This window comes from Actinocorallia sp. A-T 12471 (assembly GCF_033875155.1).
Lineage (GTDB): Bacteria > Actinomycetota > Actinomycetes > Streptosporangiales > Streptosporangiaceae > Actinocorallia.
On sequence record NZ_JAWZTE010000003.1, the window covers coordinates 16311 to 38146 of the forward strand.

Here is a 21836-nt window from a genome sequence, read left to right on the forward strand (position 1 = left end):
TCCCCTCACCCGCCCGTGGCGGCGGGCTCGTCATGGCCGTCGGTCTGGTCGACGGTGATGGCCTCCAGGAACGCCTCCTCACGTCCGGTCACCTCGACGTCGAGGCCGCCGCAGCGGACGCACGCGGCGAGGCCGAGCGCCCCGTCGGCCCGCTCCTCGGCGCCGCAGGTGCGGCAGCGCACCTCGGCCTGGTCCTGCACGAGCTCGACAGTCGCGTCCGCGGCGAGGGTGCCTGCGGCGGCGAGCCGGAAGCCCTGCTCGATGACCGCGGGATCGACCGGATGGCCGGTGACGCGCACCTTCACGGCACGGATGCGCCGGTCGCCCGCGCGCTTGAGCGCGGCGGCGACGATCCCGTCGCAGAGTCCGAGTTCATGCATCGGCCGTCTCCTCTCGTTCCGTCGACGCCCCCGGGACGCCGACGAGATCACGCACCAGGTCCACGACGAGGCCCACTGCCTCGTCAACGGCCGCCTCGACGGCCGGGGTGAGCCGCATGCCCTCCTCGAGGGACTCGGGGCGGCAGCCGACGACAAAGACGCGGTCCACCGACCCGCCGAGCCGCCGCAGCAGGTGCAGCACGGCGAGCGGGTGCAGGCCGTGCGCGTCGACGGTCGTCCCGTCGTCGTCGCCCAGGTCGTCGGGGCCCACCTCGAGCACGGCGAGCGCGCCGGGCCGGCCGTCCAGCGGGACGGCGTCGACCATGACGAGCGTGTCGACCGTCCCGTCCAGCAGTTCGTAGGCGAGGTGGACTCCGCGGATGCCGTAGTCGGCGGCGCGGACGCCGTCGGGCAGCAGGGCCGGGTCGAGCCGCCGCAGCACCTCGACGCCGAAGCCGTCGTCGCCCAGGAAGACGTTGCCGATGCCCGCGACGAGCACGCGCGCGCTCACCCGCCGTCCCCCGGCTCGCGGGGCTCGGCGGACTCACACGGCTCGACCTCGTCGGGCGCGAAGTACCGGAACCTGCCGTACCAGCGGTCGAGCTCGGCGGCCGGGTCGTCCTCGACGGTGACGGCGAGGTGCGTGGCGTCGTCCATGTCGGCGAGCACCTTCTCGACGCGCGCGGTGCGCCCCTCAAGGAAGCGGTCCTGCGGGTCGGTGCCGTGCTTGCGCGGCCGCAGCCTGACCCTGCTGCCCGCGCTCAGCCGCACCCCCGCGACCACGACTGAGGCGTCGGCGGGGTCGGCGGGCGCGAGCGAGCGGACCGCCCCGTGCAGCCGCTCGAACACCTCGGGCGGCATCGTCTCGACCCGGTCGAGGATCGCGGCGGCGCGCGCGTCGGTGGCGCGGGCCTCGCGCTTCTCCGCCTCGGTCAGGGTGAGGGTGCGCAGCGAGAGGATTTCGTCTATCTCGCCGGAATCGTGCAGATCTCCCGGGCTTTCGGGCGCGACGCGCGGGTTGTCGTAGAGCAGGATCGGCGACGCCAGCACGAGCGTGCCGTCGTCCGAGGCGAGCACCGGGAAGACATGGACGTTCGCGCAGCCGCGCACGGCGGCCTCGGCCCACTCCGGCGGGTCGAGCATCGAGACGAAGGAGCCTTCCGAGACGGCGAGCAGCAGATGACAGGCCAGCGGCGACACCCTGAGGACGGCGTCACGCGGCTCCATGGGGTCGACGTCCTCCGCGGTGTTCTCCACCCGGACGCCGAGCCGGTACAGCCGCGGCGACTCCCCGACGGCCTCGCCGTCGACCCGCACCGCGACGGTGACCGGAAGCCGCTCACGCACGACCCGCCCGACGACACGCCCGGACGCGTCCGCGACGTCCTCAACCTCACGGCCACCCCGAGCGGTGAACTCAAGGCTCCGGGCAGCGCCGAGGCGCGCGCGGAAGCCGAACTCGTGCGGGACCGCCTCGTCAAAGGGCAGTTCGTGCCGGTCGCCCGCCTCAAGGGACTCCGCCTGATGCCAGCGCCCGTCCCGCAGCACCTCGACCGTCTTGCGCTGCAGCTGCAGAAAACGGACGACGCCCGCGACCTCCACTGGCCCGTCCGGCGTCCCCTCGCGCGGGCGCACCAGGCACTCGGTCCGCTGCCACCAAGCCTCGGCCGAGCCCGCGACGCCGGTGTCGTCGGGGCCGCGCGCCCGCGTCCACGCGCGCGGCGTGAGCACGCCGAACTGCCAGCGGACCCGGTTCTTCGCCGAGGAACGCCGGTAGGGGTACAGGAGGTAGCCCTCGTAAAGGATCGCGTCGGCTAGCGCGCGTAGGGGCGCGAAGGCGTCGTCGGCCACAGCCGGTTCCGTCGTCATTGCCCCCGCCTCCCGATGCACCGGTTCAATTACGGCATGTACCCAACATCACCCGTTGTGTAATCAACCGGTGGGAATCGAGGTGCGGGAGCGACGGGTGATTCGGCGATACACCGTCTTGATTAATCCGTAATGCCGTAAGATCTCGCCGCGAAAGGGGGGATTCACCATCGGAGCGCACACCCGCAATCCGCGGAGCCGGATGCTGTGGCGGATCGCCGTACCCGTCGCCGCCGTCGCCGTCGTGGCGGGCGTCGCGGTGGCCGCGCTCGGCGACGACTCCGATGACCTCGCCCTCGTCCCAGAGCGGCCCACCGCCGCCACCGCGAGCTCGAGCGTGACGCCGAGCACGACCCCGCACGTCGCGCGGCCCTCGCCGGTCTCCGCGCCGACGAGCCCGTCGGCCACGCCGACCTCCACGGCCCCCAAGCCACAGCAGAGCACGCCCGCCGCGCCGCCGTCGCAGCCTCACCCGCAGCCGCCCGGGACCCAGCCTCCGGCGACGCAGGAGCCGCCGCCTCCCCCGACCGCGCGGCCCGTCCCCGACGTCGTCGGCATGTCCCTTGACGAGGCGGCCGCGGCGCTCGCGCAGGCCGGGTTCGGCTACGCCCGGGTGTGCGTGCGCGGCCGCGACGAGCGCGTCCTGTACCAGCAGCCCACCGGCGGCCAGGAGTGGACCCCGGGAAGCGAGGTCGCCCTGTACGTCGCGGGACGCCGCTGCCGCGATGACCGCGACGACGACCGCAGGCCGCTCGCCCATAACGCACGGTGACTGTAAAGAAACACCGGGCGTTTCCGGGGATTCGCCCGATCCGGCCTCGCTGATTCTCCGCAAACCCTTACGGCACAGCGCGATCCCGCGTTTTTACACAGTAAGGCGACCGCACGGTCACAGCGCGGTCTTACAGCGCGGTCTTGATCGCCTCGTGGGCCGCCTGGCGCATCCGCGCGTGCAGCAGCGCGTTCTTCTCCCGGTCGGTCTTGGCCTCCACGATGCGCAGGCCGTCGCCCGCCAGCGCGCGCGACAGCTGCCCCGCCGAGTCCAGCCGCGTGTACGGGATGCCGTGGGCGGCGGCGATCCGCTCCAGGTCGACGCCGTGGGGGGTGCCGAAGACCCGCTCGAACGGGTCGCGCAGCGACGCCTGCGGCAGCAGCGAGAAGATCCCGCCGCCGTCGTTGTTCACCACGACGAGCGCGAGGTCGGGGCGCTGCTCCCGGGGGCCGATGATGAGGCCGTTCTGGTCGTGCAGGAACGCGAGGTCGCCCAGCAGCGCGTAGGAGCGGCCGCTGTGGCCGAGCGCCATGCCGAGTGCGGTCGAGACGAGCCCGTCGATGCCCGACGCGCCACGGTTCGCCATGATCCGCAGGCCGCGGCGCGGCCGCATCGTCTGGTCGAGGTCGCGCACCGGCATGCTCGCCGACGTCAGCAGCAGCGAGCCGCCGGGGATCGTGGCGACGAGGTCGCGGGCGAGGCGCGGCTCGGTGACCTCCTCGTCCTCGTCGAGCACCTTGTCGACGGCCGCGGCCGCCGCCTGGTCGACCGCGCGCCACGACTTCAGCCAGCCGTCGTCGCCGGAGACCACGGGGATCTCCACCTCCTGGGCGACCTGGGTGGCCGAGCGCACCGGGTCAGGCCAGCGCGTCAGCGACGGGGTGACCACGATGTGCTCCTGGGCGCGGCGCAGCATCGCCAGCAGCGGCTTGGACAGGCCGGGCTTGCCGAGCGTCACCACGACCTCGGGCTGGTGCGCCTCCACGAACTCCGGCGTCCCCAGCAGGAAGTGGTACGACGACATCGCGTGGTCGCCGTACCGTCCGTTGCCTATCGGCTCGGACAGGACGGGCCATCCGGCCATCGAGGCGGCCGCGACGTAACGCTTGACGTTGGTGGCCCCGTCGCCGACGACGAGGACTCCCCTGCGCGTCGGCGGCACGTGCAGCACCGACCCGGGCGCGCTCTCGCGGACCCGCGTCCACACGCCGGAGCCGCCGCCGTCCAGCGGCTCGCACCACGTGTCGTCCCCGTTGGGGATGAGCGGCTCGCGGAAGGAGACGTTCAGGTGGACGGGCCCGGCGTCGGGGTACAGGGCGGCGGCGTAGGCACGGCTGGCCATCGACCGCCAGTAGCCGACCATCCCCGGCCGCTCCTCGGGCACCCCCACCTCGCACGACCAGCGCACGGCCGAGCCGTACAGCTTGACCTGGTCGATCGTCTGGTTCGCGCCGGTGCCGCGCAGCTCGGGCGGCCGGTCGGCGGTGACGACGAGCAGCGGGACCGCCGACTCCGACGCCTCGATGACCGCGGGGTGGAAGTTCGCCGCGGCCGTCCCCGAGGTGCACACCAGGATGACGGGCCGCGACGTCCGCTTGGCGAGGCCGAGCGCAAGGAACGACGCCGACCGCTCGTCCACCCTGACGTGCAGGCGCAGCCTTCCAGCGCGCTCGGCGGCGTCAAGGGCGAGGGCCAGGGGGGCCGAGCGGGAGCCGGGGGCGAGGACCGCGTCGGTCATCCCGCCCCGGACCAGCTCGTCCACCAGGACAGTGGCCAGCGCCGTCGCCGGGTTCATGCTCTCTCCGCTTCCTCCGCGCGCCGCCGCCAGGCCGCCGGGTCGACGGCGTGGCGCGTGAGCGCCGCCAGGTCGACCTCGGGCCTGCGGACGGCGATGCACCCGTCCTCGACGACCAGCGGATCGCCGGTCACGTCACCTTCAAGGAGGCTCAGCGTCGCCAGGCCGCACGCGTACGGCAGCTCGGGCAGCGCGGCCGCCAGCGCGAGACCAGCGGCGAGCCCGATCGAGGTCTCGACCGCGCTCGACACCACGACGGGCAGGCCGATCGCCTCGGCGATCTCCAGCGCGGGCGCGACGCCGCCGAGCGGCTGGACCTTGAGCACCGCGATGTCGGCGGCCTCGGCCGCCACGACGCGGAACGGGTCGTCGGCGCGGCGGATCGACTCGTCGGCGGCGACGGGCACCTCGACCCGCCTGCGCACCTCGGCCAGCTCCTCGACGGTCATACAGGGCTGTTCGACGTATTCAAGGCCGAACCTGTCGAGCAGCCCGATCATCCGCACCGCGCGGTCGACGTCCCAGCCGCCGTTCACGTCGATGCGGACCTTGCCTTGCGGGCCGATGGCGTCGCGGACGGCCTCAACGCGGGCGAGGTCGTCGGCGTCGGTCTGGCCGCGCTCGGCGACCTTCACCTTGGCCGTGCGGCACCCGCCCTCTGCGGTGATCTTCCAGGCGTCCTCAGGAGCGACGGCCGGGACCGTCACGTTCACCGGAATCCTGGCGCGCAGCGGCGCGGGGAACCCGGTGAAGGCCGCCTCGCGCGCGGCCGCGAGCCAGCGGGCCGACTCGGCGGGGCCGTACTCGGCGAACGGGGAGAACTCCCCCCATCCCGCCGGACCGTGGATCAGCGCGCCTTCCCTGCGCGTCAGACCCCGGAACCGGGTGCGCATCGGGATGGAGAAGGCCCGCATCAGCCGTGCCAGGGGTAGGGCGACCAGTCCGGGTCGCGCTTCTCAAGGAAGGAGTCGCGCCCCTCGGCCGCCTCATTCGTGCCGTAGGCGAGGCGGGTGGCCTCGCCCGCGAAGACCTGCTGGCCGACCAGGCCGTCGTCGATGAGGTTGAAGGCGAACTTCAGCATCCGCTGCGCCGTGGGGGACTTGGCGTTGATCTTGGCGGCCCACTCCAGCGCCGTCTTCTCCAGCTCGGCGTGCGGGACGACCGCGTTGACCATGCCCATGCGGTGGGCGTCCTCGGCCGAGTAGGTGTCGCCGAGGAAGAAGATCTCCCGCGCGAACTTCTGGCCGACCTGACGGGCCAGGTACGCCGAGCCGAACCCGCCGTCGAAGCTCGCCACGTCGGCGTCGGTCTGCTTGAACCGCGCGTGCTCGCGGGAGGCGAGGGTGAGGTCGGACACCACGTGCAGGCTGTGGCCGCCGCCCGCCGCCCAGCCCGGCACCACGCAGATGACGACCTTGCCCATGAAGCGGATGAGGCGCTGCACCTCGAGGATGTGCAGCCGGCCCGCGCGCGCGGGGTCGATGCCCGCGGCGGTCTCGCTCTCGGAGTACTTGTAGCCGTCCTTGCCCCGGATGCGCTGGTCGCCGCCCGAGCAGAACGACCAGACGCCGTCCTTGGGCGACGGCCCGTTGCCGGTCAGCAGGATCACGCCGACGTCGGGCGACAGACGGGCATGGTCGAACGCCCGGTACAGCTCGTCAACGGTGTGCGGCCGGAACGCGTTGCGCACCTCGGGCCGGTTGAACGCGATCCGTACCGTCCCCTGGTCCACCGCGCGGTGGTAGGTGATGTCCGTGAAGTCGAACCCGTCGACTTCCTTCCAGGCTGTGGCGTCGAATATCTCGGAGACCATGGCCCCTATTACATCGCCTTTCCAAGGCGTATCAGGCCACAGGTAGCCTGATCGCATCATGAGAGCTCTCCACGCCGTCGCACTGCCGCCGGGGCCCCGCCTCCTCGAGGCGCTGACGGCGGCGCTCGACGGGAGCGGGCCCGCGCTGCTGCCGGTGGCCCCGGGGACGCCCGCACCGGCGTTGAGCGGCCTGCTGGAGGCCGCGCGACCCGCGGCCCTGGTGGACGAGTCGGGGGTCCATCCGCTGGACGGCGGGGAGCCGACCGAGGCCGCGGTGCTCATCGCCACCTCGGGGTCCACCGGGCGGCCGAAGGTCGTGGAGCTGACGGCCGGGGCGCTCGAGTCGTCGGCGCGCGCGACGCTGGCCAGGGTGGGGGCGCAGGACGCGCCGTGGCTGTGCTGCCTGCCGACCTCGCACATCGCGGGCGTCCAGGTGCTCGTGCGGGCGCTGCTCGCGGGCACTCCCCCGGTGATCCATCCGGGGTTCGACCTGATGGAGGTCGCCAAGGCCGGTGAGGTGCACGTCTCACTCGTGCCGACCCAGCTGCGGCGGCTGCTCGACGTCGGAGCCGACCTGTCGTCCTACGCCTCGATCCTGCTCGGCGGGGCCGCCGCCCCCTCGGCGCTGCTGGCGGAGGCCAAGGAGCGGGGCGCAAGGATCTTCACCACCTACGGGATGAGCGAGACGAGCGGAGGGTGCGTCTACGACGGCGTCCCGCTGGAAGGCGTCGAGGTCGCCCTTGACGCCGACGGGCGGATCGCGCTCGCCGGGCCCGTCCTGTTCGCCGGGTACCGGTTCGGGCCGCGCCGGAGCGGGCCGTGGTTCACCACCCAGGACCTCGGCGTGCTCGAGGACGGCCGCCTGCGCGTCCTCGGCAGGGTGGACGACGTGATCAACACCGGGGGCGAGAAGGTCGTCGCGGGGGCCGTCGCGGAGATCGTCTCGCGGCATCCGGCCGTGCGCGAGGCCGTCGTGGTCGGCAGGGCTGATCCCGAGTGGGGGGCGCGGGTGACGGCCGTGGTCGTCGCCGACGGGCCCGTCACGCTGGCGGAGCTGCGCGATCTCGTCAGGGCCGAGCTGCCCGCGCACGCCGCGCCGCGCGAGCTTGAGATCCGGGCGGAACTGCCGCTGCTGCCGTCCGGGAAGCCCGACCGTGAGGCGCTGCGGGCGGGGCCGTCGGGAGAGGGCGGTCTCACCGCCGGGTGAGAATTCCGCCACAACGGCCAACCCCGCGCGGGGTCGAGGAATCATACGTATTACCGGTGCGTTCCACCTGACACAGCCGGGCACCCGACCAGATCCGTGCGATCCGCACTATCACCGGCCACAAGCCGCTTCAGTCAAGGTTTTCGCTGGTCGGGAACATCCTGGACACGGTCCTTCGTTTCGGATACGTGCCCAAAAGGCCGAATTCGGACCTCGAGAAGGGAGGGTCGGACCCCATGCCTCGAAAGGCTACAGCGGCCCCGACCACGGACAACGGGGCGGCGACTGGGAACGGCGCGGCCGCCCACCTGGCGGATCTGCTCGCGCTGGGCAGGTCTCGGGGACATCTGTCGCTCACCGAGGTCCGCCAGGCGTTCGAGGAGGCCGGAGTCTCCGCGACGCGCGGGCGCTCCCTGCTGAAGGAGCTCACCGAGAGCGGTGTGCGCCTCGGTGACGACGGCGGCGGCGACGCCACAAGGTCCACGACGAACAGGTCCACGACGAAGACTACCCGCAGGTCGGCGTCCGGCGGACGGACCGCGCGCGCCGCCAAGAAGACCGAGACCGGCAAGCCGGAGCCGGCCCGCGCCGAGGAGACCACCACGACGCGCGCGGCGGAACTCGGCGACGACGACTCGGAGTTCGACCCCGCCGCGGCCGAAGAGGAGGAGGCCGAGGAGGTCGGCACCCGCGACCTCGACGACAACACCTCGGTGATGGGCGACTCCGTCCACACGTACCTGAAGGCCATCGGCCGCCGTCAGCTCCTCACCGCCGACCAGGAGGTCGACCTCGCCAAGCGGATCGAGGCCGGCTTGTACGCCGAGTACAAGCTGGAGAACGCGCCGCCGCGCATGTCGTCGGCCGAGCGCGCCGAACTCGAGTGGATCGCCGAGGACGGCAACCGCGCCAAGGCGCACATGCTTGAGGCCAACCTCAGGCTCGTGGTGTCGGTCGCCAAGAAGTACTCCGACCGCGGCCTGTCGCTGCTCGACGTCGTCCAGGAGGGCAACCTCGGGCTGATCCGCGCGGTGGAGAAGTTCGACTACTCCAAGGGCTACAAGTTCTCGACCTACGCGATGTGGTGGATCCGTCAGGCGATCCAGCGCGGCTTCGCCGACTCCGCCCGCACGATCCGGCTGCCCGTCCACGTCCTTGAACTACTGAGCAAGCTCAGCCGCATCGAACGCGACATGCACCAGCGGCTCGGCCGGGAGCCCACCGCCGAGGAACTCGCGGTCGAGATGGGCAAGAGCCCCGAGCAGGTCCGCGAGCTGCTGCGCACGAGCCGCCAGCCGATCAGCCTCGACTCCACGATCGGCGAGGACGGCGAGACCCGCATCGGCGACCTCATCGAGGACACCGACAGCGTCGAGGCGTCCGAGCTGGTCGACCGGCAGCTCATGGCGGACCAGCTGCGGCGGGCCCTGTCCGTGCTGTCGCCGCGCGAGGCCAAGATCATGTCCATGCGCTTCGGCCTCTACGACGGCACCCCGCGCACCCTCGACGAGATCGGCAAGCACCTCGGCCTCACCCGGGAGCGCATCCGCCAGCTGGAGAAGGAGTCCCTGTCCAAGCTCCGCCACCCGAGCAACGCCCAGCCCCTCCTGGACTTCGCGGTCTAGGAGAACCGAACGGGCCGTCCGGGGTTCTAGCGGGGGGTCAGGGCCTGGGAGGCGATGAGGGCCTCGTCGTACCTGCGGAGGATCAGGGACGCGATCGCCGGGTGCGCGCCCAGAGGCGGCCCGACGAGATCCGCCCCCGTCGCCACGAGGCGGCCCTGGAAGAAGCCGGGCGCGAGAAGGTAGGAGGCGACCGCGACGTTGCGGGCGCCTCCGGCTCTTGCCGCCGCGACGACGTCGTCAAGGCGCGGACCCGGCCCGCCCACAAAGCCGAACGGCACCTCACGCCCCAGCCGCCGCCCCAGCATCCGGGCGGCGGTGCGCACGTCGGCGACGCCGCGCGGATCGGTCGACCCCGCTGCGCCGAGCACCACCGCGTCGGCCCGCGCCCCCTCACCGAGCCGGTCGACCAGCGCCCGGGTGAGTTCCGCGTGCGGGCCGAGCGGCCGCGAGACCACGGCGTGCGCGCCCGCCCCCGTCAGCTGGGCGGGGATGTCGACGTGGACGTGGAAGCCGCGCCCCAGCAGCAGGGGCACGGCGACGAGCGGGCCCGGCGCGAGCGCGCCGACCGCGGCGGCCACCGAGGGCCGCGCGTTCTCGGCGTACGCCTCGGCGACCGCGAGCTCCGGCCGCGCCGCCCGCACCAGCGCGAGCAGCGCGCGGACCGTCGCGGCCCCGGACGGGTCGCGGGTGCCGTGCGCGACGCCGAGCAGCACCGCCATCAGGCGAGGGCCTCACGCCCCGGCTCGCACGCGAGCCGGTAGCCGCGCTTGACGACGGTCTCCACGATCCCGGTGCGGCCGAGGCCGCGGCGCAGCCGTGCGACGGCCATCTCCACGGCGTGCTCGTCGGCCTGCGGCCGTCCGTCACGCGGGTTGGTCCAGCTCGACCCGGCGGCCACGACCCGGGAGGGCAGCACCCCGCACAGCTCGGCCCGCGAGACGACGTGTCCCGGCCGCCGCGCGAGCGCCCGCAGGATCGCCATCGGCGCGGGCGCGATCGGCCTGAGCTGGCCGTCAAGGACGACGGCGTGCCCGCGCAGTTCGAGCGCGTGGCCCCGCACCTGGAGCCGCCGCGCCCGCCGCGCGGGCAGGTCCTCGACGATCGCGCGGACCAGCGCCCCGATCCGCGCCCGCTCGGGCTGGATCGTCGGCACGCCGCGCTCGGTGAGCGCGAACGCGGTCACCGGCCCGACGCACGCGGCGACCACGTGGGTGCGCAGCGCCTCGATGAGCGCGTCCTCGAGCCCGTCCTCCGCGGCGACCGCGAGGGTCGCCGAGACGGCGGGCGCGCTGGTGAAGGTGATCGCGTCGACGGTCCCGGCGACGGCCTGGCCGACGAGGCGGCGCAGCGGCGTGGAGTCGTCGGTCCGCGACCAGCGGTACACCGGGACCTCGATCACCTCCGCGCCGTGCGAGCGCAGCGCGTCGGTGAACTCCGGAAGCGGCTCGCCGTACAGCTGCACCGCTATACGCGTGCCGCGCAGATCGCCTTCGAGGAGGTGCTTCAGCACCTCCTCGCAGCTCTCGGACTCCGGCGACCACGCCTCGGTGATGCCCGCCGACCGGATCGCGCCGCGCGCCTTGGGGCCGCGCGCGAGGATCGGCACCCTGCCGAGCCGGTCGAGCAGGCTGTCGCGCAGCCCCCAGCCGTCGGCGGTCTCCAGCCAGGCGCGGAAGCCGATGCCGGTGGTGACCACCACGTAGTCGAGCGGGCGGCTGATGCACTCCTCGGTGGCCTGGAGCAGTTCGGCGTCGTCCTGGAGCGGCACGAGCCGGATGGCCGGGGCGTGGACCACCCTGGCGCCCCTTCTTTCCAGGAGCGCCGCGAGTTCCTCATGGCGGCGGGCCGCCGTCACCCCGACGGCGAACCCCGATAGGGGTTCACTGGTCAGCACACCCGCCTGAATAGTCACGTCATCACTTCCACTCGGTCGCCGTTGAGCCTGATGGAAAAGGTGGGCACGGAGGTGTCCGGATCGTCCAGGCACCTTCCGCTGGTCAGGTCGAAGACCTGCTTGTACATCGGGGACGCCACGGTCGGCACGCCGCCGCGGCTCCCGAGAATCCCCCTCGACAGCACGTACGCGTTGCTGAAGGGGTCGTAGTTGGACAGGGCGTAAAGGTCGCCCTCGAACGTGCGGAAGACGGCCACCTGAAGGCCGTTCACCAGCGCGCACACGCCCCGCTCGGGGGTGAGCCGGTCGACGGAGCACACGTCCGTCCAGGTCGCGAGGGCGGTCACGGTCACTGGCTGATCACCTCCAGGCGGGGGCCGGTCACCAGGACCGGCTTGATCTGGTCGCGCTCGACCTCGAAGGAGATGCTCGGGTCGGGCGTCTCGGGGGCGTTGACGAAGGAGACGAACCTGGCGAGCCGCTCGGGGTCCTCGAGCGTCTCGCGCCACTCGTCGCCGTAGGCCGCCACGTGCCGCGCCATCGCGGCGTCGAGCTCGGCGCAGATGCCGAGGCGGTCGTCGATGATGACCTCGCGCAGATAGTCGAGGCCGCCTTCCAGGGACTCCATCCACACCGAGGTGCGCTGGAGCCGGTCCGCGGTCCTGATGTAGAACATCAGGAAGCGGTCGATGTAGGTGAGCAGCTGCTCATCGGTGAGGTCGCTGGCGAACAGGTCGGCGTGCCGGGGCCGCATGCCACCATTGCCGGACAGGTAGAGGTTCCAGCCCTTCTCGGTGGCGATGATCCCGAAGTCCTTGGACTGTGCCTCGGCGCACTCGCGGGCGCAGCCCGACACCGCCGACTTCAGCTTGTGCGGGGCGCGCAGGCCCCGGTAGCGCAGCTCGAGCTTGATGGCCATGCCGACCGAGTCCTGGACGCCGTAGCGGCACCAGGTCGAGCCGACGCAGGACTTCACCGTCCGCAGCGACTTGCCGTAGGCGTGGCCGGACTCGAATCCGGCGTCGACGAGGCGCTTCCAGATCTGCGGGAGCTGTTCGACGCGCGCGCCGAACAGGTCGATCCGCTGGCCGCCGGTGATCTTGGTGTAGAGGCCGAAGTCGCGGGCGACCTCGCCGATCACGATGAGCTTGTCCGGGGTGATCTCCCCGCCAGGGATGCGCGGAACGACCGAGTACGTGCCGTTCTTCTGCATGTTGGCGAGGAAGTGGTCGTTCGTGTCCTGCAGGGCGGCCTGCTCGCCGTCGAGGATGTGGCCGTTGCCCAGCGAGGCGAGGATCGAGGCGACCGTCGGCTTGCAGATGTCGCAGCCGCGCCCCGTGCCGTGCTCGGCGATGAGCCTGCTGAACGTGCTGATCTGACGGACCCGGATGATGTCGAACAGCTCGGCGCGCGAGTAGGCGAAGTGCTCGCACAGCGCCCTGCTGACCTCGATGCCGGCGGCCGCGAGCTCGGCGTCGAGCAGCTTCTTGACCAGCGGGACGCAGCTTCCGCAGCTGGTCCCGGCGCGGGTGCAGCTCTTGACGGCCGCCACGTCGCGCAGTTCGTGGTCGCGGATGTCGCAGCGGATGTCCCCGGCCGTCACGTTGTTGCACGAGCAGATGACGGTGCCCTCGGGCAGGTCGCCGCCCGCGGCCTCGGTGCCGCCGAACAGCATCTGCTCGGGTGCGCCTGGCAGCTTCGCGCCGACGTAGGCGCGCAGCGTCGAGTACGACTCGGCGTCGCCGACCAGGACGCCGCCGAGCAGCGTCTGGGCGTCGTCGCTGACGAGCAGCCGCTTGTACACGCCCGCTACCGGGTCGGTGTATGTGACGCCGAGGGCTCCCGGCTGGTTGTCGACGGCGAACGGGTCGCCGAAGCTGGCGACGTCCACGCCCATCAGCTTGAGCTTGGTCGACAGGTCAGCGCCCTCGAAGGCCGCGGTGCTCTCGGGGTTGACCAGGCGGTCGGCGACGACCTCGGCCATGGAGAAGCACGGCCCGACGAGGCCGTAGACCATGCCGCCGATGAGGGCGCACTCGCCGATCGCGTAGATCGCGGGGTCGTCGGTGCGGCACGCGGAGTCCACGACGATGCCGCCGCGCTCGCCGACGGCCAGGCCGGCCGCCCTGGCGAGTTCGTCGCGCGGTCTGATGCCCGCGGAGAACACGACGACCTCGGCGGGGATCTCCGCGCCGTCCTGGAGGACGACGCGGTCGACCGAGCCGTCGGGGCCGGGGCTGAGACGGGCCATGGGGGTGCCCGCGTGCACGGCCATGCCGAGCCCCTCGATGTGGCGGCGCAGCATCGCACCGCCGCCCTCGTCCAGCTGACGGGGCATCAGCCATGACGCGACCTCCACGACGCCGCTGGCGAGGCCGAGTCCCTGGAGCGCGCGGGCCGCCTCGAGGCCGAGCAGGCCGCCGCCGATGACCGCGCCGGACGCGCGGCCCGCGGCGTAGTCGCGGATCGCGTCGAGGTCGTCAATGGTCCGGTAGACGAAGACGCCGGGCAGGTCCTTGCCCTCGACCGGGGGGACGAAGGGGGCGGAGCCGGTCGCCAGGACGAGCACGTCGTAGCCGAAGCGCCGGCCGGAGTCGGTGACCGCCTCCTTGGCCGCGCGGTCCAGCGCGCTGACGCGGTCGCCGCAGACCACCTCGACGCCGTCGCCGTGCCCGGGATAAGAGAGGTCGGCGCCTTCCAGATAGGTGGTGAGCGCGACCCGGTCGTAGGCGGTCCTGGTCTCCTCACCGATGACGGTGATCTTCCAGGTTCCGGCGCCGTCCCGTTCGCGCAGCGCGTCGATGAGCCGGTGCGCCGCGGGGCCGTACCCGACGACCACAAGCCTCTTTGGGGAAACGACTCCTCCGTGATCCATGCAGAGATATTCGGAAGGGCGCGTTTCGCGTCAGGGTCCCCATTGTCACCCCTGTGTTAAAACACGCTCACGTCGAGACATCGTCGTTGTCATGGCGTGACCAAGAATCGGACTTTTTTCTACTTTATTAACAAAACGCCAGAACCCGCTGTGATCGGTCGTCACAGCGGGTTCCGGGCGTTGAACCGTTTCAGGGGCCGTCGAGCATCAGCGGCGCGACGGGATCGGGCAGCCCGACGGGCTCGATCCGCACCGCCCACACCGCCGACCAAGGCGCGCCCTCCGCGCCGGGAGCGGGCCGCTGGCCGCCCTCGCCGCCCCACGGGGCCGACATCGCCACGGTGTCCTCGCGCAGCGCCGCGCAGAACCGCACGCGCCCGATCACCACACCGCGCCGCCCCGACACCCGGACGATCGCGCCCTGCGTGACGCCGAGCCGCTCGGCGAGATCCGGATGCAGCTCCACGACGGGGGCGTCCTCCGCCGTCCAGCCCGTGTCCATGGCCTGTGCGCTGGACGCGTCGAGGGGTCCGGAATCCGGGCGCCGGAGATCCCCGACGCGGCCCTCCGCGCCCCGGGCCCTGCGGAACGGCCTCGGGGTGCCGGTGTTCCGGCTCGTCGTGAGGTACAGCGGGTAGCGGGCGTCGACGTCCTCGGCCGGGCCCTGCGGGTCGACCGCGACGAACCTGGCGCGCCCGTCACGGGTGGCGAAGGACTCGAGGAACGCGCGCGGAGTCCCCGGATGCTCCGGCGACGGGCACGGCCAGCAGACGCCGTCCTCGGCGTCGAGCCGCGCGTACGACATGCCGGCGCAGTCGGCGGGACCGCCCGCGGAAGCACGGCCGAGCTCCGCGAACACCTCGGCGGGGTCGGCGCTCCACTCCCCCGGCGCGCCGAGCCGCGCCGCGAGGTCGCGCAGCACCTCGAGGCCGGTGCGCACCCCCTCGGGCGGCGCGACGGCACGCCGTCGGCGCAGCACGAGCCCTTCGAGGTTCGTCGCCGTCCCCGACACCTCGGCCCAGCGCGCGACCGGCAGCACGACGTCGGCGCGCAGCGCGGTCTGCGACAGCTCGTGGTCGGCCACCACGAGCAGGTCCAGCGCGCTCAGCCGCTGCTCGACCACGCTCGCGCGCGCCGACGCCGCCACCGGGTCGGAGCCGAACACCAGCAGGGCGCGCGGCGCGTCGGGGCCGCCGAGGAGACCGTCGACCGGGGGGCCGCCCACCGGAAGGTCGGCGGGGGCCACGCCCCACACCCGCGCGACGTGCTCGCGGGCCGCGACGTCGTCCGGGGAGCGGTCGCCGGGCAGCCGGTCGGCCTTCTGGCCGTGGCCGCGTCCGTCGTCGGGGTCGGCCACACAGCCGAAACCCGAGCCCTCCACGCCGGGCAGGCCGAGCGCGAGCGCGAGGTTGAGATACGCCGCGACGGTCTGCGCGCCGCGCTCCCGCTCGGTCACCACGAGGGAGCGCCGCCCGGCCGCCAGCAGCCGCACCGCCTCGCGCATCCGCGCGACGGGCACGCCGGTCAGCCGCTCCACGCGCTCCGGCCAGTAGCCGCCGATCGCGGTGCGCAGCCTGTCGAACCCCGACGTGCGCGCCGCGACGTAGGCGGCGTCGATGAGGCCGTCGGCTATCGCCAGGAACAGCAGGCCGTTCGCCAGGATGGACTCCGTGCCGGGCGTGAGCTGGAGATGCAGGTCGGCCGAGCGCGCCGGCTCCGTCGCGCGCGGATCGACCACGACGAGCGCGCCGCCGCCCTCGCGCATCCGCCGCACCTGCCGCAGGAACGACGGCGCGGCCACCGCCGAGTCCCCGCCGACCAGCAGCAGCGCGTCGGCCTCACCGACGTCGGTGAGCGGACCGGGAAAGGCGCGGTCGAGCCCGAACGCCCTGGTCAACGCAGCCGCGGCGGGCGCGGGCAGGCCGGGGCCGTCGCCGAAGGCCACCCGCGGAGTCCGCAGCGCGACCCGCGCGAACTTGCCGAGCTGGTAAGCCTGCTCGTTGGTCATCCCGCACCCGCCGAACACCGCGGCCGAGCCGCCGCGCGCCGCGCGCAGCCGCGCGGCGACCACGTCGAGCGCCGCGTCCCAGGACACGGGTTCCAGCGGGGCCCCGGGATGCACCCGCAGGAGAGGAGTCGTCACACGGTCCGGTACGCTGCGCATCTCGCCGGCCGACCAGCCCTTCTGACCCGGCCCGCACACTCCGGCGGAACCGTCGGGGATCACTCGGGTGCTGTCCGGTCCGCCTGCCAGACCGCACCGCGGCGAGCGGCACGGGCAGCGGGGAGCCATGGCTCCCCCATCGCTTGCGGCCATGTCCCGATCGTGTTCGGGCGCGGTTTCGCGTGCGCGTCCCATGCGTGTCCCCGGTGTTAATACGCGCTCACTCCGCGCGGCGCGCAGGGTGCGCTTTCCGCGCGACAAACGGCGCTTCCGCCGCTCCCGGGCTTAGTCTCGAAGCATGGCCGACGCCGCATACCTCGCCACGCTGCCGCGCACCCGGGGAGCGGCCTCCGCGCTGCTCACCGACGACGGCGGCCGCATCCTGCTGGTGAAGCCGACCTACCGTCCCGGCTGGCTGCTGCCCGGCGGCGTCATCGAGGCGGGCGAGTCGCCGCTCGCCGCGTGCCTGCGCGAATGCCAGGAGGAACTCGGGCTGCGACCGCGTCTCGACGGCCTCGTCTGCTACGACTGGGTCCCGCCCGAAGGCGAGATCGACGCGACCAACGTCTGGGTCTTCGCCGGACGCCTCGCCCCCGACGAGATCGCCCGCATCGAACTCCCCCCCGACGAACTCTCCGACCACGTCCTCGCCGCCCCCGACGAGGTCGGCGACTTCACCCCACCACACATCGCCCGCCGCATAGCCGGCATCGTCGCCGCCTCCGGCCACCCCGTCTACCTCGAAGCCGGCGTCCCCCCCGAAGCCCACGCCACCCCCCTAACCCCCCACCCCCGCTAACCACAAAACCCCGCGCAGTCCCTTCGGGACTGCGCGAGGAGAAAGCGGTCCCGCCCCAGCAGCCGCAGAGGGCGGACCGCACAGCCCCCAGGACTGCACGAACAAGAGCGTCACCGCGCCCTACCGGGCTGCGCAAGGAAGCCGTGCAGTCCCTTCGGGACTGCACGGAAGAGCAGCGGCCACCGCGCCTCCCTGGCAACCCCCAGGAGGCGAGCCGCGCGGTCCCTTCGGGACTGCACGAGAGCAGCGGTCCCCGCGCCCCAGCAGCCTGCGGGAGGCGGACCGCGCAGCCCCTTGGAACTGCACGAACAAGAGCGTCACCGCGCTCTACACGGAAGAGCAGCGGCCACCGCGCCTCCCTGGCAACCCCCAGGAGGCGAGCCGCGCGGTCCCTTTGGGGCTGCGCGAGAGGAGCGGGTCCGCGCCCCAGGAGCCGGACCACAGAGCTTCCTCGGGCCCGCTCAAACAAGGGCGCGCACCGCGTCCTAGCGCAAGGAGTGCCGTGTAGCCCGCAGGAGGCGGACCGCGCGGTCCCGGAGGGGCTGCGCGGAGCAGGGGTTAGGCGGGGGTTCGGTCTCGGATTTGGCTGGCGGCGGCGCCCTGGGAGGCGCGGGCGCAGTGGGCGCAGCAGTACCAGTGGCGGTCGACCTCTACGCCGTGGCCGATGACGCGGCACTTGCAGTGTTCGCAGATGGGGGCGAGTTTGCTGATCGCGCACTCGAAGCTGTCGAACACGTGCACCGCGCCCTGCGTGTGGACTTCGAACGCAAGATCGTAGTCGTTGCCGCAAACCTCGCACTTGGCCATCGTGATCTCCCCCGGGATCCGAGCGCGGCCTCCCCCGAGACCGGACGAACCTTGACCTACCCGGCATGCCGCCGGGTATGCCGTCAACGGCGTCGGCGGGCTCTGACGGGCCTGTCGCGCCGCCAGTCCTGGGAGCGGCCCGACGAGCGCAGCACCCTGATCCACGGGTCGGACTCCCGGCTCAGCGGCAGATGCGGCACCCCCCACGCCCAGGCCGCGACGAGCAGCTCGGGGTCGGCGGGCCGGTAGTCCTCGCCGATCGCGCGGGCGAGGTCCCAGGCGTGCAGGTGCCATTCCACACAGGCCGAGCCGACGTGGTCGCCGACCGTGTACTTGGTCCCCCGGTGGATCAGGTGGGTCTTCTCCCACGCGTCGGCCATCAGGTCGAGGTAGGCGTCGGCCGACACCGTGAACGACATGATCCGCTCGCGCCCCGACTCCGGCGGCAGCACCGCGAGCTCGGCCGCGTTCTGCCTGGCCTGCTGACGGATCAGCACCGCCGTCGCGATGTCCTGGGCGAACAGCTTCGCCAGCCGGCTGTCGGGCGCGTCCTGGAGGTATTCGAGGTGGTTCTCCGCCACGCAGCGCAGGTGCCCGGCAAGGTCGATCGCCAGCCACTCCGAACACGGAGTCGGCGCGTCCCAGTCGTCACAGCGTGCCGCGAACTGCCGTATGGCGGCCACTCCCGCGCGGTAGGACTCAAGCAAGCGGTGCCGGTCAGGCGGCCTGCGATCCAACTCACAACCCCCACGATTCCCCCGCCGGACCTGCCACGGCCCGTACTCATTGGCCGAAACGCGGGCGCTCGGCGAGCCCGGCTCCGCCAGGGCGCCCGTCATCCTGCCCGGTTCCTTCCCGACTCGCGGCGCCCCCGCCGCGAATGCGCAGGCAAGGTTCTCAGAGTTCCGGCCGCTGTGCCACCTTGAGTGACCAGCGCGCCGGAAAACCCCGCCATTCTCCCGTTAGACCCTTTCCAGGGCCCGGTAGGAGAGCTTGTGCGCCTCTCGGGCGGTCCGCAGCCGGTCCAGCTCCTCACTGTAGGGGCGGACCGACGCCTTCGCCCTCGCCTTGCGGCGGGCGATCTCGGCGGGCCTGGTCGTCCCGTAGGTCTTGAGGCCCATCGCGACGCGCTCGGCGGCGGCCGCCGAGGCGATCGCGTCGACGTAGGCGGCCTCGAGGGCCCCGGCGAGCTCACGGCGTCCGGCGGTATCGGGCGCGCCCGCGGCCAGTGCCGCACGCGCCTCCTCGACCTTCGCCAGACGCGAGGCGTGCTCCTTGGCGAGCTGCTTGTCGTCGGCGTAGTGGGCCGCGTCGTCGGCGCTGTAGCGACGTCTGAAGACCATGGGTCGTTCCTTTCCGCACAGGTACTCGCGGCAGCCTACGCCGCCGCGTGACGACCGGCACAACCTCCCGCGTCGATTTTCCACGTCATGCGCCCCGGCGGGGGCCTTTACGCAGTAAGGTCACTGGTGATCGTCCCGCCGTGATCGACTTCCCGTCGCCCACGCTGATCCGCCGAGGAGCACAGTTGAGCCCGCGTGAGCCGCTGACCCGCGACCGCATCATCGAGGCGGCCCTGCACATCGTCGACGGGCAGGGGCTCGGCCGCCTCACGATGCGCCGCCTCGGCGACGCCCTCGAGGTCGAGGCGATGGCGATCTACCACCATCTGCCGCGCGGCAAGGAAGAACTCCTCGACGGGCTCGTCTCCCACGTCGGCGTCCTGCACGCCGACACCCGCCCCCTGGGCCAGGACGACTGGCGCGACCGCATCAGGTCATGGGCCGAGGCGTACCGCGCCCTGCTCGTCGACCACGCGGGCGTCCTGCCGCTGCTGGTGACCCGCCGCAACCCCGCCGCGCTGGCGTCCACCACCCGCTCGGTCGCCGAGGTGCTGCGCCTCGCCGGATTCCTCGAGTCCGCCGCCCACACCGCCGCCCGCACCCTCCTGGCCTTCCTCATCGGCCACGCCGCCCTCGAGGTCCGCGGCCGCGAACTCCCCACCCCCGAACCCGTCGACTGGGACCGCCAGTTCGAAGAAAGCCTCGAAGTCCTCCTGTCGGGAATGCTCACCGCCCTCCTGTGACCCTCGCCTGAGCCCTGCCCGGAGGTGGTCGGGGCCGCCGTCGTCAGCGGCCCGTCAAGGTGATCGCTCCGCTGCCGGTGCGGGCGGTGATCGAGCGCGGCGCGGAGGCGTCCGCGGCGAGGTCGGTGCTGACGTCCCCGCTGTCGGTCGTGGTGGTGACGTCGTAGGCGGCGCGCGGGACCGTCACCCTCACCTCGCCGTTCTCCGTGGTCACGGCGACCTGTCGCGGCACCGCGGTGAACGCCAGATCGACGTCCCCGCTCTGGGAGGTCGCCGAGACCTGGGCCGACCCGGTCTCGGCGGAGCGCAGCTCACCGTTCTCGCTGCGCAGGTCGAGCGGACCCGTCGCGCCGCTGACCGCGATCGCACCGTTGCTGCTGCGGACGCGCAGCGCCGCACTGAACCCGGTGGCCGAGATCGTCCCGTTCTCCCCCTCGATGTCGACCGCGACGTCGCGCGGGACCACGACCTCGTAACGCACCGCGCATCCCGCGATCACCCCGCCGCAGTCCGTGGCCAGGGTGAGCCGGCCGCCGGCGAGCGCCCAGGTCGCGGTCGGCTCACCGCCGATCAGCGCCCACCGGTCGAACCTGCGGGTCACCCGCACACTCTCGACATCGGCGGGCCGGACGTCCAGGTCGCCCTGGTCCTTGCTGATGGCGAGGCGTGCGCCGACGGCCCCGAAGTCACGCCGCTCGGGTGACGCGCTGTCGGCCGACGCGCCGCAGCCGGTGAGGAGCGCGAGCAGAAGCAGACCTCCCATGGCCGACGACAGTGGGCTGCGAAGTGAGGCGGTCAAGGGAGCTCCCCGTTCGATACCGAAAGTATTGAATACTTTGAGTATGCTACGGTCGGGCCATGACCGACAACCCAGGACCGTCGAGGCGGGTCCCCCGCGCGGAGGTGCGGCGGCGGCTGTTGGCCGAGGCGGTGCGGGTGTTCACCGAACGCGGCTACGCCGACGCCCGGATCGAGGACATCGCCCACGCCGCCGGATTCACCAAGGGCGCCGTCTACTCCAACTTCGGCGGCAAGCATGAGCTGTTCGGCGCGGTACTCGGCCAGGGGGCACAGGACGAGTTGGCCGCCGTGACCGCCGGGATGGACGGCGCCGACGACGCCGGGGCCGTGATCGAACGGGTGGCCGGGCTGATGGCCGCCCGGATCGCCACCGACACCGGGCACGGCCAGCTGGGCCTCGAGTTCGCCGCCCGCGCCGCCCGTGATGAGCAGACCAGGGCGGTGCTCGCCCCGATGCGCCGCGCGCAGCGCGACGCCGCGGCCCGGGCCGTCGCCGAGGTGGCCGAGCGGACCGGCGCGGGCCCGGCGGTTCCCGCGGAGCTCGCCGGGCTGATCTTGCACTGCCTGACCAACGGCCTGGTCAACGAGCACCTCGCCGATCCCGAGACCGTCACGGCCGACGTCGTCGAGCGGGCGTTCGCCGCGGTGCTGACCGCGCTCCTCGCCCCGGCTTCGCATGGCTGAGGGACCCCGTTCGCGATGGGCTGCCGGGGTTCTCGGCCTGGGTGTTGCCAAGAGGGGATGATCTTCTGGCCACGGTGGGGAGCTGCCCGTTTCCTCCGGGATAGGTGGGGGAAGTATTCGGCCACGTCGATCAGCTGGGGCCGTCGCGACGGGGCGACGGTCGAGGTGTCGATGCCACAACAGTCCCATTGGGCTATGTCCCGGGGAACGCGAACCGTTGCAGACTGGTACGCGTCCAACGTGACAGATCACACACACCCATTCG

At 72.7% G+C, this 21836-nt stretch carries 21 protein-coding genes; 6 read left to right on the top strand and 15 right to left on the bottom strand.

Annotation, left to right across the window (positions count from 1 at the left end):
* Window positions 1-5: 5 nt before the first annotated feature.
* Genes R9X44_RS09250 through R9X44_RS09260 form a run of 3 tightly spaced genes read right to left on the bottom strand, consistent with a single transcriptional unit; the run spans window position 6 to window position 2249 of the window.
* Window positions 6-380 carry a hydrogenase/urease maturation nickel metallochaperone HypA gene (locus R9X44_RS09250; protein ID WP_319813611.1) on the bottom strand — a complete coding sequence of 125 codons (375 nt, stop codon included), beginning with the start codon at window positions 378-380 and terminating at the stop codon, window positions 6-8.
* Window positions 373-891 (bottom strand): hydrogenase maturation protease, encoded by a 519-nt coding sequence (locus R9X44_RS09255; protein WP_319813612.1) that lies wholly within the window; start codon window positions 889-891, stop codon window positions 373-375. Before R9X44_RS09255 ends, R9X44_RS09250 begins: the two co-directional genes overlap by 8 nt.
* Window positions 888-2249 carry a hypothetical protein gene (locus R9X44_RS09260; protein WP_319813613.1) on the bottom strand — a complete coding sequence of 454 codons (1362 nt, stop codon included), beginning with the start codon at window positions 2247-2249 and terminating at the stop codon, window positions 888-890. The genes R9X44_RS09255 and R9X44_RS09260 overlap by 4 nt, the downstream gene beginning before the upstream one ends.
* Before the next feature lie 202 nt (window positions 2250-2451).
* On the opposite strand from R9X44_RS09260, the gene R9X44_RS09265 reads away from it, so the two are divergent.
* Window positions 2452-3021: a PASTA domain-containing protein gene (locus R9X44_RS09265; protein WP_319813614.1), complete on the top strand. Its 570-nt coding sequence runs from the start codon at window positions 2452-2454 to the stop codon at window positions 3019-3021.
* Between the two features lie 130 nt (window positions 3022-3151).
* On the opposite strand, the gene menD is transcribed toward R9X44_RS09265, so the two are convergent.
* Genes menD through R9X44_RS09280 form a run of 3 tightly spaced genes read right to left on the bottom strand, consistent with a single transcriptional unit; the run spans window position 3152 to window position 6629 of the window.
* Window positions 3152-4816, bottom strand: coding sequence for a 2-succinyl-5-enolpyruvyl-6-hydroxy-3-cyclohexene-1-carboxylic-acid synthase (gene menD / locus R9X44_RS09270; RefSeq protein WP_319813615.1), 1665 nt, complete (start codon window positions 4814-4816; stop codon window positions 3152-3154).
* Window positions 4813-5730, bottom strand: a complete 918-nt coding sequence (locus R9X44_RS09275) for an o-succinylbenzoate synthase (protein ID WP_319813616.1) — start codon at window positions 5728-5730, stop codon at window positions 4813-4815. The genes menD and R9X44_RS09275 overlap by 4 nt, the downstream gene beginning before the upstream one ends.
* Window positions 5730-6629, bottom strand: a complete 900-nt coding sequence (locus tag R9X44_RS09280; RefSeq protein WP_319813617.1) for a 1,4-dihydroxy-2-naphthoyl-CoA synthase — start codon at window positions 6627-6629, stop codon at window positions 5730-5732. The genes R9X44_RS09275 and R9X44_RS09280 overlap by 1 nt, the downstream gene beginning before the upstream one ends.
* Before the next feature lie 58 nt (window positions 6630-6687).
* On the opposite strand from R9X44_RS09280, the gene R9X44_RS09285 reads away from it, so the two are divergent.
* Together R9X44_RS09285 and R9X44_RS09290 are read left to right on the top strand one after the other, a co-directional pair.
* Window positions 6688-7836: an AMP-binding protein gene (locus R9X44_RS09285; RefSeq protein ID WP_319813618.1), complete on the top strand. Its 1149-nt coding sequence runs from the start codon at window positions 6688-6690 to the stop codon at window positions 7834-7836.
* Between the two features lie 236 nt (window positions 7837-8072).
* The gene (locus tag R9X44_RS09290; protein WP_319813619.1) at window positions 8073-9461 is read left to right on the top strand and encodes an RNA polymerase sigma factor; all 1389 of its coding nucleotides are present in this window, start codon (window positions 8073-8075) and stop codon (window positions 9459-9461) included.
* A gap of 26 nt (window positions 9462-9487) precedes the next feature.
* Here R9X44_RS09290 and R9X44_RS09295 read toward each other — a convergent pair whose 3' ends face one another.
* The 5 genes from R9X44_RS09295 to R9X44_RS09315 all read right to left on the bottom strand — a co-directional run bounded on the left by R9X44_RS09295 (window position 9488) and on the right by R9X44_RS09315 (window position 16373).
* Complete coding sequence (locus tag R9X44_RS09295; RefSeq protein WP_319813620.1) at window positions 9488-10180, bottom strand: sirohydrochlorin chelatase; 693 nt, start codon at window positions 10178-10180, stop codon at window positions 9488-9490.
* Entirely contained in the window at window positions 10180-11355 is a 1176-nt protein-coding gene (locus tag R9X44_RS09300; RefSeq protein ID WP_319813621.1) for a uroporphyrinogen-III synthase, read from the bottom strand. The genes R9X44_RS09295 and R9X44_RS09300 overlap by 1 nt, the downstream gene beginning before the upstream one ends.
* A 14-nt stretch (window positions 11356-11369) precedes the next feature.
* Window positions 11370-11708, bottom strand: coding sequence for a nitrite reductase small subunit NirD (gene nirD / locus R9X44_RS09305; RefSeq protein WP_319813622.1), 339 nt, complete (start codon window positions 11706-11708; stop codon window positions 11370-11372).
* Window positions 11705-14230: a nitrite reductase large subunit NirB gene (nirB, locus tag R9X44_RS09310; RefSeq protein WP_319813623.1), complete on the bottom strand. Its 2526-nt coding sequence runs from the start codon at window positions 14228-14230 to the stop codon at window positions 11705-11707. Before nirB ends, nirD begins: the two co-directional genes overlap by 4 nt.
* A gap of 190 nt (window positions 14231-14420) precedes the next feature.
* The gene (locus R9X44_RS09315; protein WP_319813624.1) at window positions 14421-16373 is read right to left on the bottom strand and encodes a molybdopterin oxidoreductase family protein; all 1953 of its coding nucleotides are present in this window, start codon (window positions 16371-16373) and stop codon (window positions 14421-14423) included.
* Window positions 16374-16692: 319 nt separating this feature from the next.
* On the opposite strand from R9X44_RS09315, the gene R9X44_RS09320 reads away from it, so the two are divergent.
* Window positions 16693-17193: an NUDIX hydrolase gene (locus R9X44_RS09320; RefSeq protein ID WP_319813625.1), complete on the top strand. Its 501-nt coding sequence runs from the start codon at window positions 16693-16695 to the stop codon at window positions 17191-17193.
* Window positions 17194-17751: 558 nt separating this feature from the next.
* Here R9X44_RS09320 and R9X44_RS09325 read toward each other — a convergent pair.
* The 3 genes from R9X44_RS09325 to R9X44_RS09335 all read right to left on the bottom strand — a co-directional run bounded on the left by R9X44_RS09325 (window position 17752) and on the right by R9X44_RS09335 (window position 19343).
* Complete coding sequence (locus R9X44_RS09325) at window positions 17752-18000, bottom strand: hypothetical protein (RefSeq protein ID WP_319813626.1); 249 nt, start codon at window positions 17998-18000, stop codon at window positions 17752-17754.
* Between the two features lie 83 nt (window positions 18001-18083).
* Window positions 18084-18683 (bottom strand): maleylpyruvate isomerase N-terminal domain-containing protein, encoded by a 600-nt coding sequence (locus R9X44_RS09330; RefSeq protein WP_319813627.1) that lies wholly within the window; start codon window positions 18681-18683, stop codon window positions 18084-18086.
* Between the two features lie 279 nt (window positions 18684-18962).
* Window positions 18963-19343 carry a plectin gene (locus tag R9X44_RS09335; protein WP_319813628.1) on the bottom strand — a complete coding sequence of 127 codons (381 nt, stop codon included), beginning with the start codon at window positions 19341-19343 and terminating at the stop codon, window positions 18963-18965.
* Window positions 19344-19528: 185 nt separating this feature from the next.
* Here R9X44_RS09335 and R9X44_RS09340 point away from each other — a divergent pair, with 185 nt between their 5' ends.
* Window positions 19529-20086 (top strand): TetR/AcrR family transcriptional regulator, encoded by a 558-nt coding sequence (locus tag R9X44_RS09340; RefSeq protein WP_319813629.1) that lies wholly within the window; start codon window positions 19529-19531, stop codon window positions 20084-20086.
* Between the two features lie 43 nt (window positions 20087-20129).
* Here the strand turns inward: R9X44_RS09340 and R9X44_RS09345 are convergent, their stop codons facing one another.
* Window positions 20130-20849: a DUF4097 family beta strand repeat-containing protein gene (locus R9X44_RS09345; RefSeq protein ID WP_319813630.1), complete on the bottom strand. Its 720-nt coding sequence runs from the start codon at window positions 20847-20849 to the stop codon at window positions 20130-20132.
* A gap of 95 nt (window positions 20850-20944) precedes the next feature.
* Here R9X44_RS09345 and R9X44_RS09350 point away from each other — a divergent pair, with 95 nt between their 5' ends.
* On the top strand, window positions 20945-21571 hold the full coding sequence (locus R9X44_RS09350; protein WP_319813631.1) for a TetR/AcrR family transcriptional regulator: 627 nt from the start codon (window positions 20945-20947) through the stop codon (window positions 21569-21571).
* Window positions 21572-21836 lie beyond the last annotated feature (265 nt).

Excerpts from the sequence above, each read along its gene's own strand:
- R9X44_RS09250 (WP_319813611.1), bottom strand. The coding sequence starts at position 380 with ATGCATGAACTCGGACTCTGCGACGGGATCGTCGCCGCCGCGCTCAAG.
- R9X44_RS09260 (WP_319813613.1), bottom strand. The coding sequence starts at position 2,249 with ATGACGACGGAACCGGCTGTGGCCGACGACGCCTTCGCGCCCCTACGC.
- R9X44_RS09265 (WP_319813614.1), top strand. The coding sequence starts at position 2,452 with ATGCTGTGGCGGATCGCCGTACCCGTCGCCGCCGTCGCCGTCGTGGCG.
- menD (WP_319813615.1), bottom strand. The coding sequence starts at position 4,816 with ATGAACCCGGCGACGGCGCTGGCCACTGTCCTGGTGGACGAGCTGGTC.
- R9X44_RS09275 (WP_319813616.1), bottom strand. The coding sequence starts at position 5,730 with ATGCGGGCCTTCTCCATCCCGATGCGCACCCGGTTCCGGGGTCTGACG.
- R9X44_RS09280 (WP_319813617.1), bottom strand. The coding sequence starts at position 6,629 with ATGGTCTCCGAGATATTCGACGCCACAGCCTGGAAGGAAGTCGACGGG.
- R9X44_RS09285 (WP_319813618.1), top strand. The coding sequence starts at position 6,688 with ATGAGAGCTCTCCACGCCGTCGCACTGCCGCCGGGGCCCCGCCTCCTC.
- R9X44_RS09290 (WP_319813619.1), top strand. The coding sequence starts at position 8,073 with ATGCCTCGAAAGGCTACAGCGGCCCCGACCACGGACAACGGGGCGGCG.
- R9X44_RS09295 (WP_319813620.1), bottom strand. The coding sequence starts at position 10,180 with ATGGCGGTGCTGCTCGGCGTCGCGCACGGCACCCGCGACCCGTCCGGG.
- nirB (WP_319813623.1), bottom strand. The coding sequence starts at position 14,230 with ATGGATCACGGAGGAGTCGTTTCCCCAAAGAGGCTTGTGGTCGTCGGG.
- R9X44_RS09320 (WP_319813625.1), top strand. The coding sequence starts at position 16,693 with ATGGCCGACGCCGCATACCTCGCCACGCTGCCGCGCACCCGGGGAGCG.
- R9X44_RS09325 (WP_319813626.1), bottom strand. The coding sequence starts at position 18,000 with ATGGCCAAGTGCGAGGTTTGCGGCAACGACTACGATCTTGCGTTCGAA.
- R9X44_RS09335 (WP_319813628.1), bottom strand. The coding sequence starts at position 19,343 with ATGGTCTTCAGACGTCGCTACAGCGCCGACGACGCGGCCCACTACGCC.
- R9X44_RS09345 (WP_319813630.1), bottom strand. The coding sequence starts at position 20,849 with ATGGGAGGTCTGCTTCTGCTCGCGCTCCTCACCGGCTGCGGCGCGTCG.
- R9X44_RS09350 (WP_319813631.1), top strand. The coding sequence starts at position 20,945 with ATGACCGACAACCCAGGACCGTCGAGGCGGGTCCCCCGCGCGGAGGTG.